The sequence below is a fragment of the Streptomyces sp. SID3212 genome, assembly GCF_009865405.1.
Classification (GTDB): domain Bacteria; phylum Actinomycetota; class Actinomycetes; order Streptomycetales; family Streptomycetaceae; genus Streptomyces.
In genome coordinates this window covers 1-13,368 of the sequence record NZ_WWJY01000864.1, presented here as the reverse complement: position 1 = coordinate 13,368, position 13,368 = coordinate 1, and the positions used below count along the sequence as shown (strand labels likewise).

Here is a 13,368-nt window from a genome sequence, read left to right as displayed (position 1 = left end):
CGCGCCGGCCATGCGCGCGGCCGGCGCGGAGGCGGGCCGCTTCGGGAGCGCCCGCAGGTCGTGGGCGTACGTGCCCACGGCGTCGGCGATGATGTCGACGTTGACGTCGAGGGCCTTCTTGTTGATGTTGGAGAGGTCGTCGCAGGCGGAGTGGTAGCAGGCGTCGTACGCGACTCCGGCCTGGCCGCCGTACTTCTGGGCCTGGGCCGCGGTCTTGATGCCCTCGGCGCCGGTGAAGGTGCCGCCGGACGGAATGCCCGCGTCGATGAAGGGGCCGTAGTCGGAGCGGCCGTCGAAGTCGGTGCCCTCGTGCGGGAGGCCGCGGCGGTCGAGGAAGCTGTTGATGCCCTTCTCCAGCTGCGCCGAGCCGTCGGGGCCCGGGCCGGCGCCGGTGGCGTCGGAGTCGTCGCCGTCGTAGACGAACTGCGCGAAGTTCTTCGAGCCGATCATGTCGAAGTTCAGGTAGAGGGCGATGTCGGCCTGCTGCTCGGGGGTGAGCCCGGCGACGTACGCCTCGGCGCCGAGCAGGCCCAGCTCCTCCGCGGACCACCAGGCGAAGCGGACCTTGTTGGCGGGCTTGTCGTGCGTCTTGGCGAGGTCGAGGGCGACATCGAGCAGGCCGGCCGAGCCGGAGCCGTTGTCGTTGATGCCCGGGCCCGCTTCGACCGAGTCCAGGTGGGCGCCGAGCATGACCGTACGGTCGGCGTCGCCCGCCTTGGTCTCCGCGACCACGTTGCGGGTGCTCCGCTGCTCCTGGAACTGGCGTATCTCCGCCGTGACCGTCACCGGTCCCTGCGCGACGTCGGCGGCGAGGGCCTCGCCGTCGGCCTGGGTGATGCCGCCGGTCGGGATCACCCCGGCGTCCGGGTCGCCGAGCGTGCCGCTGATGGCGCCCGTCGTGTTGTTGTAGATGATCGCCGCGACCGCGCCGGCCGCCGCCGCCTGCTGCTGCTTGACGGCGAAGGTGCAGCCGCCGCGCTGGATCAGGGCGATCTTGCCGGTGAAGGCCCCCGCCGCGTAGTCCTCGGGCTCGCATCCCGTGGTCGCGTCGAGCGGGACGGCGGCCAGCTCGGCCGTGACGCCGCCGACCGGGGTCGACGTCGTGTACGACAGGGCGGAGATGGCGACGTCGCGCGGGGTCGGCGCGGTGACCCGGAGCGTCTCGGCGAGCGTCTCGATGTAGGTGATCTCGAAGGTCTGGTACGAGACCCGGTAGCCGGCCTTCCTGAGCTCGTTGTACACGTACGCGGCCGACGCTTCGTGGCCCGGCGAACTCGCGGCTCTGTTGCCGCCGTTGGCGTCCGCTATGGCCTGGAACTTCTTCAGGTGCCGGAGAACGTCCTGCGCGGAGGCTTCCCGGACGAGCTTCCGGGAGAGCTTCGCCGCGTCCTTGGCCGCGTGCGAGCCGTGGTGGTGGTGCGACTGCGTACTGCTGGCCGGGGAGGCCGCCAGGAGCAGCGGCGCGGCCAGGGCCGTGGCCGCCGCGATGGCCAGAACTCGGCGTGAGGCGCGGGGTGTTGCGTTCACAGAAGGTCCTTCCGGTGCGAACAAATGTCAGGGAAAACTAGCGACCGGCGGGGCTTCTGGGAACCATGCCGGTGCCGTTCAGCCCTTTTCCCCTGACTTCTCCCCCTTCTTCGTTTTCTTCGGTTTCTCCGGCTTCCGTGCCTTCTCCTGTTTCTCCGGCTTCTCCGTTTTCTTCTCCGCCTTCTGCTTCGCGGCTCGTTTCGCCTCTTGTTTGAAGGCCCTGACCTTGGCCAGGGTCTCCGGTCCCGTGATGTCGGCGGCCGAGCGGAACGACCCCTCGTCGCCGTACGCCCCCGCCGCCTCGCGCCAGCCGCGGGGCCGTACCGCGAACTGTTTGCCCAGCAGCGCCAGGAAGATCTGGGACTTCTGTCTGCCGAAGCCCGGCAGCGCGTTCAGCCTCGTCAGTACTTCGGCGCCGGTGGCGACGTCGCGCCACAGGGCGCCCGGGTCTCCGTCGTAGTGCTCGACCAGGAACTGGCAGAGCTGCTGGACGCGCGTGGCCATGGAGCCCGGGTAGCGGTGCACGGCGGGCTTCTCGGAGAGGAGGGCCGCGAAGGCCTCGGGGTCGTACGCGGCGATCTCGCGGGCGTCGAGGTCGTCGCGGCCCATGCGGACAGCGATCGTGTACGGGCCGGAGAAGGCCCATTCCATCGGAATCTGCTGGTCGAGCAGCATGCCGACCAGGGCGGCCAGGGGGCTGCGGCCGAGCAGGTCGTCGGCTTCCGGCTGCTGTGCCAACTGGATCTTGGTGCTCATTTCCTCATGATCGCGCGGTATCCGGCGGGCCGCACGCAGGCTGTCCACAGGCCGCCCCGTCGGTACGTTCATATGACTATTTTGTGGTGCGGATGGGTGCACCGGACGAGGGGTAGGGCTGAGCCGACCGGGTGACAGGGAACGCTCCCGGGCGCTTCGGGAAAGGCCACGCGTCAGTGACACAGCCCTTTGAACTGCCGGATTTCTACATGTCCTATCCGGCCCGGCTCAACCCGCATCTGGAGGAGGCGCGAGCGCACACCAAGCAATGGGCCAGGGACATGGGGATGCTGGAGGGCTCCGGCGTCTGGGACGAGCACGACCTCGATTCCCACGACTACGCCCTGCTCTGCTCGTACACCCATCCGGACTGCACGGCGCCCCAGCTGTCGCTGGTCACCGACTGGTACGTGTGGGTCTTCTTCTTCGACGACCACTTCCTGGAGGTCTTCAAGAAGCCCCAGGACCGAGACGGCGGCAAGGCGTACCTGGAGCGGCTGGCCGCCTTCATGCCGATGGACCTCGCCGACGGCTTCCCCGAGCCGACCAATCCCGTCGAGGCGGGGCTGGCCGACCTCTGGGCCCGTACGGTCCCCAGCATGTCGATGGCGTGGCGGGAGCGGTTCGCCGAGAGCACGGAGAACCTGCTCAACGAATCCGACTGGGAGCTCGCGAACATCAACGCGGAGCGGATCGCGAACCCGGTCGAGTACATCGAGATGCGCCGCAAGGTCGGCGGCGCGCCCTGGTCGGCGGGCCTCATCGAGTACGTGAGCGCCGAGATCCCGGCGGAGGTCGCCGGGTCCCGGCCGCTGCGGGTCCTCAAGGACACGTTCTCGGACGGGGTCCACCTGCGCAACGACCTGTTCTCGTACCAACGGGAGATCGAGGAGGAGGGTGAGCTGAGCAACGGCGTCCTCGTCCTGGAGACGTTCCTCGGCTGTACGACACAGGAGGCGGCCGATGCCGTCAACGACCTGTTGACCTCCCGCCTCCAGCAGTTCGAGAACACCACGCTGACCGAGCTGGGCCCCCTCTTCGCCGAGAAGGGCCTCGATCCGGTGGCCTGCGCCGACGTCCTCGCGTACGTGAAGGGCCTCCAGGACTGGCAGTCGGGCGGCCACGAGTGGCACATGCGCTCCAGCCGGTACATGAACGGCGCCGAGTCGGGCGCGGCCGGCGCGGTCGGTGTGGGGGGCGGCGGAGCCGGTGCGGGCGGCCTCGGTCCCGGCCTCGGCCACGTCCCCGGGTTCTCGATGACACCGGTCGGGCTGGGTACGGCCGCGTCGGCCTACCTCAAGACGCTCACCGCCGGATCCCCCGCGCGGATCCGCAGCTTCAGCCACGTCCCGTTCCAGCGGGTGGGCCCCTCCGTGCTGCCGGACTTCCAGGTCCCGTTCGAGCCGAAGCTCAGCCCGCATCTGGCCCACTCGCGCGAGCACGTGGTCGAGTGGTGCCACCGCATGGGCATCCTGGAGGCGCAGCCGGGCCGGCCGGGCTCCGACGTCTGGGACGAGAAGCGCCTGCGCCGCATCGACCTCCCCCTGTGCGCCGCCGGCATCCACCCGGACGCCACGCCGGAGGGCCTGGACCTGTCGTCGGACTGGCTGGCCTGGGGGACGTACGGCGACGACCTGTACCCGGTGATCTACGGCAGCGTCCGCGACCTCGCGGGCGCGAAGGCGTGCAACGAACGGCTGTTGCTGTTCATGCCCGTCGAGTCCGACGAGACACCGCCGGCGTACACCGGCCTGGAGAGGGGCCTCGCCGATCTGTGGGCCCGTACGGCGGGACCGATGGATCTCGACGGCCGCCGCGCCTTCCGGAAGTCGGTCGAGGACATGATCGACAGCTGGGTCTGGGAGATGAACAACCAGATCCTGAACCGGATCCCCGACCCCGTCGACTACATCGAGATGCGCCGGCGCACGTTCGGCTCGGACCTGACGATGAACCTGTGCCGGATCGGCCTCGGCGACGCCGTACCGCCCGAGATCTACCGGACCGGCCCCATGCAGTCCCTCCAGAACGCCGCCCAGGACTACGCGATGCTCCTGAACGACGTCTTCTCGTACCAGAAGGAGATCGAGTTCGAGGGCGAGATCCACAACGGGATCCTCGTGGTCCAGAACTTCTTCGACTGCGACTACGCGACCGGCCTCAGGATCATCGACGACCTGATGAACTCCCGCATGCGCCAGTTCCAGCACGTCGTCGCAAACGAACTCCCCACCCTGTACGACGACTTCGACCTGGACGACACGGCGCGGGACGCGCTCGACGGTTACGTGAAGGAGCTGGAGAACTGGCTGTCGGGCATCCTCGTCTGGCACCGCGACTGCTTCCGCTACCGGGAGTCGGACCTGATCGAGGACCGCGCGGGCCTCACGCGCCGCATCCCCCCACCCCCCTCGGGCCTCGGCACCTCGGCGACCCGCATCAGATTCCCCCGCCCCGAACCGGTTCCCGGCGCGGCGAACTGACGGGCCCGCTAAGGTTCCACTCCTTCGCACCGTGAATGTGCGGTGCGTCACACGACACGACGTGGCGGGCCACCCCTGGGGAGAGGCGGCCCGCCACCAGGGGGTGGGGACATGTACGAAATCGTCAAAGGCGCCAATGTCGGACTGGCGTCCCTGAGCGAGGACGCGGGCTCCGTGCGCGTGGGCCTGAGCTGGAGCAGCGAGGAGGGGGACGGGGACGCGGACGTCTCCGTACTGCTGCTGGGGGACGGCGGAAAGGTCCGCAGTGACGCCGACTTCTTCTTCTACAACAACCCGGCGGCTGCCGACGGGAGCGTGCACCTGTTGGGGAAGACCCCGACGGACAGCGGCAGCGAGGACCGCATCAGCCTCGGTCTCACGGAGATGGAGGCGAGCGTCGAGCAGATCGTCGTGGCGGCCAGCCGGTACGAGGGCGCGCGGTTCGGGGACCTCGACGGCTTACGGCTGACGGTCTGCGACCGCACGGGCGAGGAGTTGCTCGGGTTCTCCATCGACGACGCGGGGTCCGAGAGCGCCTTCGTCTTCGGTGAGTTCTACCGGCGCGGCGGCGAGTGGAAGTTCCGTGCCATCGGGCAGGGGTACGAGACGGGACTCGCCGGTCTGGCCACGGACTTCGGGATCGACGTCGACGACGCCGCCGACGACACGACGGACGACGGGACGGAAGACGCGACGGACGACGTCGCGCAGGAACCGGCCGCGGTGTCCGACGAGGTGACGCGGACGGCCGGCGACGGGGTGGGGGCCGTCGCCGACACCGGCCCGGCCGTGGTCATCCCGGCGCAGGTGGCGGTGGAGCACACGCCGCCGGTGGCGCGCCGGCCCCGTACCGTCAGGAAGAAGGTGACCCTGCCCAAGGTCGCCAAGAAGAGCCTCGCGGACAACAACACCTGGCACCCGGCCAGGCTCTTCCCCGTACCGTCGCTCAAGAGCGACCGGGAGCGCGAGACGAGGGCGACGTCCGTCCTGCTCTCCGTGATGGCGCAGGTGCCCGAGTTCGGCCGGCGGCTCACCGCCGGATTCGGGGCGCCGGTCGGGCGGATGGAGACCTTCACCGAAGTGTCCCTGCCGCACGGCGAAAGCCCCAAGCGGCCCGACGGAGTGATCCGGGTGGAGCGGGCGGGCAGGCTGTGGACCGCTCTGGTCGAGACGAAGACGAACGGGAATCCCCTCAAGGACCAGCAGGTCCAGGACTACATGGACATAGCGGCCCGGCGCGGCTACGACGCGGTGATCACCTTGTGCAACGACGTGGCGCTGGAGGGGAGTCCGCTGGTCGACGTGAAGATCGACGGGCGCCGCAAGCACAAGGTCGCCCTGTGGCACCTGTCCTGGGCCGAGGTCGCCCACCAGGCGCAGATGCTGATCCGCCACGAGGGCGTCGGGAACGCGGCGCACGCCTGGCTCCTCCAGGAGCTGCTGCACTATCTCCAGCACGAGAACTCCGGCTGCCAGGGCTTCCAGAACATGGGCCCGGCCTGGGTGCCCGTACGCAAGGGGATCGACGACGAAACGCTCTGCCAGGGAGATCCCCGGGCCGTCGACGTCGTGGCGAGCTGGGAACGGCTGGTCCGGCAGGTCTGTCTGCGGCTCGGGGGTGAGCTCGGGCAGAAGGTGCTGCCCGTCCAGCGGGTGCGGCGCGCCACCGACGCGAAGGCCCGCCGGGGCGTGCTGGCCGATCTGCTCTGCCAGGAGGGGCGCCTGGACGCGGAGTTGAGGATCGAGGGGACCCAGGGGATCCTCGCGATCACCGCGGACCTGCGCACCGGCAAGATCCGTACGTCGGTGGACATCCCCGCGCCCGATCAGGGCTACCCCCTCACCTGGGCCAAGCGCCTGATCCGGCAGCTCGCCGACGCGCCCGCGGATCTCCACGTCCAGACCCTGGTGGCGGGCGGCGGCAACGGGCCGCGCGGCACGCTGGAGCGGCTGCGCCCCGAGCCCGGCGACCTGCTGCCCAAGGGGGATGCCGAGATCACCGGATTCCGGCTCTCGCTCTTCAAGGGAATGGGCAATACGCGCGGCAACGCCGAGTCGGGCTTCATCCGGAGTGTGGACGACGCGGTGGACCGCTTCTGTGTCGCCGTGGTCATGCCGCTGGAGCGGCGTCCTGTACGGCGTCCCCAGCGCGCGGACGCGCCCTAGAGCCTGTCTCGGGGGGTGGCGGCGGCGTACGTCTTGGCGCTCTTCACGAAGATTTCGTGGAGGGCGCGGGACGCCGTGGGGGTGGGGCCCGAGAGGGGGCGTTGGAGGACCAGGAGGACCGCGGTGTCCTCGGTGGCCAGGGGGCGGTGGGTGATCAGGCCGGAGCGTTCCAGGGGGTCGCCGGTGACGCTGAAGTCCGGGAGGATCGTCGTGCCCAGGCCCTCGGCGACCATCAGCTTGCCCATCTCCGCGCCGTCCGTGGAGTACGAGAACGTCGGGCTGCGGCCCTCCAGCAGGCGGTGTACGTAGCGGTGCATCACGTACCCCGAGCGCATCACGATGAGGGGCTGGGCCAGCAGGTCGGCCACCGAGACCGTGCGCTGGGCGGCGAGGGGGCTGTCGGTGCGGACGCACGCCACCGGGCGGCCGCGCAGGAGTTCGGTGGAGTGCAGGCCCGTGGGCTTGTCGTCGCCCTCCAGGTAGTTGACCAGGCCCAGGTCGAGGCCGCCCTCCAGCAGTTCGCGGTGGATGTCCGCCTGCTGGGCGCCGATGACCTCGATCTGGGTCTCCGGGTGGGCGGCGCGGAACTCCCGGATGGTGGGGACGAGCAGCGGGACCGTGGCCGCGTTCACCGTACCGAGGCGGAGCGTCCTGCTGGTCCGGTGCTGGTCGTCGGCCGCGCGGCGCAGCCGGTCGACCGCGTCGAGGACGCCGACGATGTGCGGCAGCAGCTCACGGCCCTCGGCGCTGATCTTCGCGCCGGAGCGGCGGCGGTCCAGGAGGTCCACGCCCAGTTCGCGTTCCAGATTGCGGACGGTCTCGCTCAGGGCCGGCTGGGAGATGTGCAGGGCTTCCGCCGCGCGGCGCAGGGAGCCCAGCCGGGTCACCGCTTCGATGTATTCGAGCTGCTCTATTCGCATCGGCGATTTCGCCTTTCAGCCCCCACGGGAACCTTTCAGCCCCCACTGGAAGGTAAACCCTATCACCACGTCGTGGATACCGAATCGACCCGTGCGGGAGGGCGCGAGTACGCTCCTGTCCCATGGGTCTGTTGAATATGCTGCGAGGCGGTGACGTGCTGATGAGGGATCTGCGAGAGCTGACCCGGCGCCGTCATGTCGATCTCGTACGCGTCTCCAGTGCCCTCTGTCTGCGCACGGGCTGAGTGCTGGGAATTTCCCTCCCCCGTCGGTACCGCTATTGATGGTGCGCGCGCCGGTTTCCGGTGGCGCTCGGGGAGCGCGAATTTTCCTCCCCTTTTTGCTGTCCGGCCACAGTCGGCCGTTCTTTTTGACGAGACATTCATGAATCTCGTCCTCGCGCCATCCCCTCCCGAGGTGAATCCCATGGCCACGATCCTCTCCGTCTCCGGCAGTCCGTCCCCCACGTCCCGCACCGCCCGGCTGCTCCGGCATCTGGACGGCCGTCTCACCGGCCAGGGGCACCACGTCGTGCCGCGCGACGTCCGTACGCTGCCCGCCGAGGCCCTGCTCGGCGCCGACTTCGGGCATCCGGCGATCGCCGGGGCCCGGCGGCTGTTCGAGCAGGCCGACGGGGTGGTCGTCGGGACCCCCGTCTACAAGGCCGCGTACTCCGGGCTGCTCAAGACCCTGCTGGACCTGTTGCCGCAGTACGCGCTGGCCGGCAAGACCGTCCTGCCGCTGGCGACCGGCGGCACCACCGCGCACGTGCTCGCCATCGACTACGCGCTGCGGCCCGTGCTCTCCTCCATGGGGGCCGCGCACATCGTCCAGGGCTGGTTCGTCCTCGACCGGCACATCACCGTGCTGGACGATGGGGGAGTGGTCGTGGATCCCGAGTCGCGGGAGGCGCTGGACCGGGTGGTGGACCAGTTCTCGCTGGCGCTGCGGCCGGGCCGGGTGTCGGCGGAAGCCGAGGATGTGGTCGTGGCCGCGTGATGCCTTCCCCTCCTGACCACGGCCGCTGACCACGGCCGCTCCGCCCGCCGTACCCCTTCCCCTGCCGCCCGCTGAACCGTTTCTCTCCCCGGAGGCCGTACCGTGACCGCACCCCATCCCTCCTCGCCGGCCCACGTGATCACCGGCGAGGCCGAAGCCCTCGCCGTGGCCGCCGTGCTGGCCGACGCCTTCCGGGCCGGTGCCGGGCAGCGGGACGCGGACCGCGCGCTGCCGTACGCCGAACTCGACCGGCTCTCCGCCTCCGGCCTCCTCGGCATCACCGTGCCCCGCGCCCACGGCGGCGCCGACGTCTCCGCCCGTACGCTCGCCGAGGTCTTCCGGCTGCTGGCCACGGGCGACGCGAGCCTCTCCCAGATCCCGCAGAACCACTTCGTGTACGTGAACGTGCTGCGCCGGCAGGGGACTTCGGAGCAGCAGAAGTTCTTCTTCGGCGAGGTGCTGGCCGGGCGGCGGTTCGGCAACGCGCAGTCCGAGCGTGGTACGAAGCACGTCCAGGACATCCGTACGAGACTGGTCCCCGAGGCCGACGGCTCGTACCGGCTGACCGGCGAGAAGCACTACTCCACCGGCGCGCTGTTCGCCGACTGGATCCCCGTCCTGGCGCGCGCCGAGGAGGACGCGCTGCACGTCGCGTACGTACCGAGGGACGCGCCCGGCGTGACGGTCGTCGACGACTGGGACGGGATGGGGCAGCGCACCACCGCGAGCGGGACGGTCCGCCTGGACGGGGTGGCGGTGCCGGCCGACCGGGTCGTACCGCACCACCTCACCTTCCAGGGGCCGCAACTGCACGGCGCTGTCGCGCAGTTGCTGCACGCGGCCATCGACGCGGGGATCGCGTCGGCCGCGCTGACGGAGTCGGCCGAGTTCGTCCGTACGAAAAGCAGGCCGTGGTTCGAGAGCGGGTACGAGACCGCGGCGGAGGACCCGCTGCTGATCCAGCGGTTCGGTGAACTGTCGCTCCAGGTTAGGGCGTCGGACGCGCTCCTCGCGGCGGCGGCCGGCGCGGTGGACACCGCCGCGGCCGACCTCACCGACGACACCGCCGCCGAGGCCTCGATCGCGGTCGCCGCGGCGAAGGTGCAGGCGGCGACGGCGGCGGTGGAGACGAGCAGCGCGCTGTTCGAGGTGGCGGGGACGCGGGCGGCGCTGGACAGCCTGAACCTGCACCGGTTCTGGCGCGACGCGCGCACGCACACGCTGCACGATCCGGTCCGCTGGAAGGTGCAGCACCTCGGCCGTTACGTCCTGAGCGGGACGCGGCCACCGCGCCACGGTCTTCTCTGACGCGGGGGCACCTGCCGTTCCCGTTCCGTCCAGTCCCGTCCTGTTCGTCTTCGCCGCGTACTTCGTTTCCTGGAGAGTTCCGTGAGTCTCACCTTCCACTGGTTCCTGCCCACCTACGGCGACAGCCGCCACGTAGTCGGCGGCGGCCACGGCCTCCCCGCGGGCGCGGCGGGCGGGCAGCGGCCCGCCGATCTCGGCTACCTCACCCAGATCGGCCGCGCGGCCGAGCAGTTGGGGTTCGTCGGCGCGCTCACCCCCACCGGCGCGTGGTGCGAGGACGCCTGGCTCACCACGGCGATGCTGGCGCGCGAGACGGAGCGGCTGAAGTTCCTGGTCGCCTTCCGGCCGGGCTTCGTGGTGCCGACGCTGGCGGCCCAGATGGCCGCGACCTTCCAACGGCACGCGCCCGGGCGGCTGTTGCTCAACGTCGTCACCGGCGGGGAGAGCCACGAGCAGCGGGCGTACGGCGACTTCCTCGACAAGGACGCCCGTTACGCGCGTACGGGGGAGTTCCTGTCGATCGTCCGGGACCTCTGGCAGGGCGAGACGGTGACGTTCAAGGGCGAGCATCTCCAGGTGGAGGAGGCGAAGTTGGCGCGGGTGCCGGACCCGGTGCCGCCGGTGTACTTCGGCGGGTCCTCCCCGGCGGCCGGCCTGGTCGCCGCGCGCCACAGCGACGTCTACCTGACCTGGGGCGAGCCGCCCGCGCAGGTGGCCGAGAAGATCGAGTGGATCCGCGGTCTCGCGGCGAAGGAGGGCCGGACCGTACGGTTCGGCATCCGGCTGCACGTGATCACGCGGGACACCGCGGACCAGGCGTGGGCCGAGGCGCGGCGGCTGCTGGACGGTTTCTCGCCGGACGCGATCAAGGCCGTACAGGCGGGTCTGGCGCGCAGCGAGTCGGAGGGGCAGCGGCGGATGCTGGCCCTGCACGGCGGCAGCACGGACGGGCTGGAGATCTCGCCGAACCTGTGGGCGGGGATCGGTCTGGTACGGGGTGGCGCGGGGACGGCGCTGGTGGGCAGCCACACCGAGGTGGCCGAACGCATCGAGGAATACAGCCGGTTGGGCATCGACGAGTTCATCATGTCCGGCCACCCGCACGTGGAGGAGGCGTACTGGTTCGGCGAGGGCGTGCTGCCCCGGCTGGCCGAGGCGGGGCTGTGGACGCACCCGGCGGCGGCGGGCGCGGCGGGTCCGGTGTCGGTTCCGTTCGCGGCGGAGGTGGGGCGCTGACGCGGGCCCCGTCCGCGGGTCGGCGAGGGGCGGCTCCGGTGATACGTACGGTCGGAGCCGCCCACCCCACGCGCTGGGTGCAGGCTCAGCGCCGCGCCGCCGCCAGGGTTCCGGTCACCTCGGCCGCCTGCGCCGGGGCGGCCTTCCGCTGCGTGAAGTTCACGTCACGCTCCTCCGCGTACAGCCTGCCGTACGCGTCCGTCCCCGGCCCGAACCGCCAACTCTCCGCGAGCGGCCCCGCGTCCACCGCGTCGAAGCCCAGGGCGTCCAGCAACTCCACCGCCCGCGCCTTGCCTTCCGCGTCGTCCCCGGCGATCGGCAGCGCGCTGCGGTCCGGTGCGCCCTTCGGCCGGGAGAGGACGGCGAGGTGCTGGAAGTAGATGTTGTTGAACACCTTCACGACGTGCGAACGCTCCAGGTGCGCCTGGAGCAGTTCGCCGCTCGTGGTCGTCCCCGCCTCCAGCTCGGGCAGGGTCCCGTCGCGGTCCGCGTAGTAGTTGTTCGTGTCGAGGACGGTCTTCCCCACGAGCGGTTCGACCGGGACCTGCTGGTACGCCTTGAGAGGGATCGTCACCACGACCCAGTCCCCGGCGGCCGCCGCCTCCGCCGGGGTGCCGGCCGTGGCGCGCGGGCCCAGCTCCGCCACCAGGTCCGCGAGGGTCTCGGGGCCGCGTGAATTGCTGACCACGACGTCCAGCCCGTTCGCCACCGCGATGCGCGCCAGCGTGCTTCCGATCTGTCCGCTGCCAATGAGTCCAAGAGTTGCCATGTGTACGGCAACGGGCAGGTCAGCCGTTCTGTTCCTGAGGTTTCCGCGGTTCCTGCGGTTCCTGCTGTCCCCACTGTTCCCGGCGCGGGCGCGGGATGGCGGCGTTCTCCTGCCGGCGCATGACGACGGTCCGTCCCGGTACGGGGATCTCGATGCCCTCGGCGCGATAGCGCCCGTACAGAGCCTTGATGAACTCGTGTTTGATCAGGTACTGGTCGCCGAACTCCAGCGCCCGCAGGATCACCGTGAAGCCGATGCCCGCCTCCGTGAACGTGTGGAAGCGGACGAGCGACTCGTGGTCGGGGACCCCGCCGGCCACCTCGGACATGATCTTCTCGGCGACCTCCTTGGTCACCTGCTCGACCTGGTCGAGATCGCTGCCGTACCCGACCGCCACCTGGATGAGCAGCGACATCTGCTGCTCGGGGCGGTGGTAGTTGGTCATGATGGTGCTGGCCAGCTTGGAGTTGGGGATGATCACGAGGTTGTCGGAGAGCTGCCGTACCACCGTGTTGCGCCAGTTGATGTCGACGACATAGCCGTCCTCGCCGCTGCTGAGCCGTATGTAGTCGCCGGGCTGGACGGTCTTCGAGACCAGGATGTGCACCCCGGCGAACAGGTTGGCCAGGGTGTCCTGCATGGCCAGCGCGACGGCCAGGCCGCCCACACCGAGGGCGGTGAGGAGGGGCGCTATGGAGATGCCCAGCGTCTGCAACAGGACGAGGACGCCGATCGCCAGCACCGTGACCCGGGTGATGTTGACGAAGATGGTCGCGGAGCCGGCCACCGCGGACCGGGACAGCGTCACGGACTGGACGAGATCGGCGATGACCCGGGCCGCCGCGAAGGTGGCGGCCAGTATGAGCAGCGCGACCAGCACCTGGTTGACGTTGTGGCCGACGGTCGGCGTGAGCGGGAGGGCGGCGGCGCCGGCGGAGGCGCCTATGGCGAACGCTCCCCACGGGGCGAGCAGCCGCAGGGCGCCGACGATGATGTCGTCGCCGCCCCAGCGGGTCCGGGTCGCGCGTTCGCCGAGCCAGCGCAGGGCGATGCGGAGGAGCAGTCCGGCGCCGAGTCCTACGACGACGGCGCCGCCGGCGATGAGCAGGTCGTGCCAGGTGAGCACACGGTTCACCGGTGGTCTCCCGGCGCCGGGCGGGTCGGGCGGGCCGGACGGTTCGAACGGGCCGGACGGGTCCCGGGG

At 70.6% G+C, this 13,368-nt stretch carries 11 protein-coding genes; 6 read left to right on the top strand and 5 right to left on the bottom strand.

Annotated elements, in window-relative coordinates; translation table 11 throughout:
- Together GT042_RS26115 and GT042_RS26110 are read right to left on the bottom strand one after the other, a co-directional pair.
- The coding region (locus GT042_RS26115) for a M28 family metallopeptidase (RefSeq protein ID WP_345943919.1) at positions 1-1,527 on the bottom strand (1,527 nt) is incomplete at its 3' end.
- Positions 1,528-1,605: 78 nt separating this feature from the next.
- On the bottom strand, positions 1,606-2,283 hold the full coding sequence (locus GT042_RS26110) for an HhH-GPD-type base excision DNA repair protein (RefSeq protein WP_161311178.1): 678 nt from the start codon (positions 2,281-2,283) through the stop codon (positions 1,606-1,608).
- Positions 2,284-2,459: 176 nt separating this feature from the next.
- On the opposite strand from GT042_RS26110, the gene GT042_RS26105 reads away from it, so the two are divergent.
- Together GT042_RS26105 and GT042_RS26100 are read left to right on the top strand one after the other, a co-directional pair.
- Positions 2,460-4,766: a terpene synthase family protein gene (locus GT042_RS26105; RefSeq protein WP_345943918.1), complete on the top strand. Its 2,307-nt coding sequence runs from the start codon at positions 2,460-2,462 to the stop codon at positions 4,764-4,766.
- 111 nt (positions 4,767-4,877) lie between these two features.
- The gene (locus tag GT042_RS26100; protein WP_161311177.1) at positions 4,878-6,932 is read left to right on the top strand and encodes a TerD family protein; all 2,055 of its coding nucleotides are present in this window, start codon (positions 4,878-4,880) and stop codon (positions 6,930-6,932) included.
- Here GT042_RS26100 and GT042_RS26095 read toward each other — a convergent pair.
- Positions 6,929-7,852, bottom strand: coding sequence for a LysR family transcriptional regulator (locus GT042_RS26095; RefSeq protein WP_161311176.1), 924 nt, complete (start codon positions 7,850-7,852; stop codon positions 6,929-6,931). The genes GT042_RS26100 and GT042_RS26095 overlap by 4 nt on opposite strands.
- Positions 7,853-7,974: 122 nt before the next feature.
- On the opposite strand from GT042_RS26095, the gene GT042_RS39915 reads away from it, so the two are divergent.
- The 4 genes from GT042_RS39915 to GT042_RS26080 all read left to right on the top strand — a co-directional run bounded on the left by GT042_RS39915 (position 7,975) and on the right by GT042_RS26080 (position 11,395).
- Entirely contained in the window at positions 7,975-8,097 is a 123-nt protein-coding gene (locus tag GT042_RS39915; protein WP_272925754.1) for a putative leader peptide, read from the top strand.
- Between the two features lie 181 nt (positions 8,098-8,278).
- Positions 8,279-8,851: an NADPH-dependent FMN reductase gene (gene ssuE / locus GT042_RS26090; protein WP_161311175.1), complete on the top strand. Its 573-nt coding sequence runs from the start codon at positions 8,279-8,281 to the stop codon at positions 8,849-8,851.
- Positions 8,852-8,953: 102 nt separating this feature from the next.
- The gene (locus tag GT042_RS26085; protein ID WP_161311174.1) at positions 8,954-10,159 is read left to right on the top strand and encodes an SfnB family sulfur acquisition oxidoreductase; all 1,206 of its coding nucleotides are present in this window, start codon (positions 8,954-8,956) and stop codon (positions 10,157-10,159) included.
- 81 nt (positions 10,160-10,240) lie between these two features.
- On the top strand, positions 10,241-11,395 hold the full coding sequence (locus GT042_RS26080; RefSeq protein WP_161311173.1) for an LLM class flavin-dependent oxidoreductase: 1,155 nt from the start codon (positions 10,241-10,243) through the stop codon (positions 11,393-11,395).
- An 85-nt stretch (positions 11,396-11,480) separates the two neighbouring features.
- Here GT042_RS26080 and GT042_RS26075 read toward each other — a convergent pair whose 3' ends face one another.
- Positions 11,481-12,164: an NAD(P)-binding domain-containing protein gene (locus GT042_RS26075; RefSeq protein ID WP_237531185.1), complete on the bottom strand. Its 684-nt coding sequence runs from the start codon at positions 12,162-12,164 to the stop codon at positions 11,481-11,483.
- Positions 12,165-12,183: 19 nt separating this feature from the next.
- Complete coding sequence (locus GT042_RS26070) at positions 12,184-13,299, bottom strand: mechanosensitive ion channel family protein (protein ID WP_161311172.1); 1,116 nt, start codon at positions 13,297-13,299, stop codon at positions 12,184-12,186.
- Between the last annotated feature and the right edge of the window lie 69 nt (positions 13,300-13,368).

Bases quoted from the DNA above. Each gene is read 5' to 3' on its own strand.
- ssuE (WP_161311175.1), top strand. From the start codon at position 8,279: ATGGCCACGATCCTCTCCGTCTCCGGCAGTCCGTCCCCCACGTCCCGC.
- GT042_RS26095 (WP_161311176.1), bottom strand. From the start codon at position 7,852: ATGCGAATAGAGCAGCTCGAATACATCGAAGCGGTGACCCGGCTGGGC.
- GT042_RS39915 (WP_272925754.1), top strand. From the start codon at position 7,975: ATGGGTCTGTTGAATATGCTGCGAGGCGGTGACGTGCTGATGAGGGAT.
- GT042_RS26100 (WP_161311177.1), top strand. From the start codon at position 4,878: ATGTACGAAATCGTCAAAGGCGCCAATGTCGGACTGGCGTCCCTGAGC.
- GT042_RS26110 (WP_161311178.1), bottom strand. From the start codon at position 2,283: ATGAGCACCAAGATCCAGTTGGCACAGCAGCCGGAAGCCGACGACCTG.
- GT042_RS26075 (WP_237531185.1), bottom strand. From the start codon at position 12,164: ATGGCAACTCTTGGACTCATTGGCAGCGGACAGATCGGAAGCACGCTG.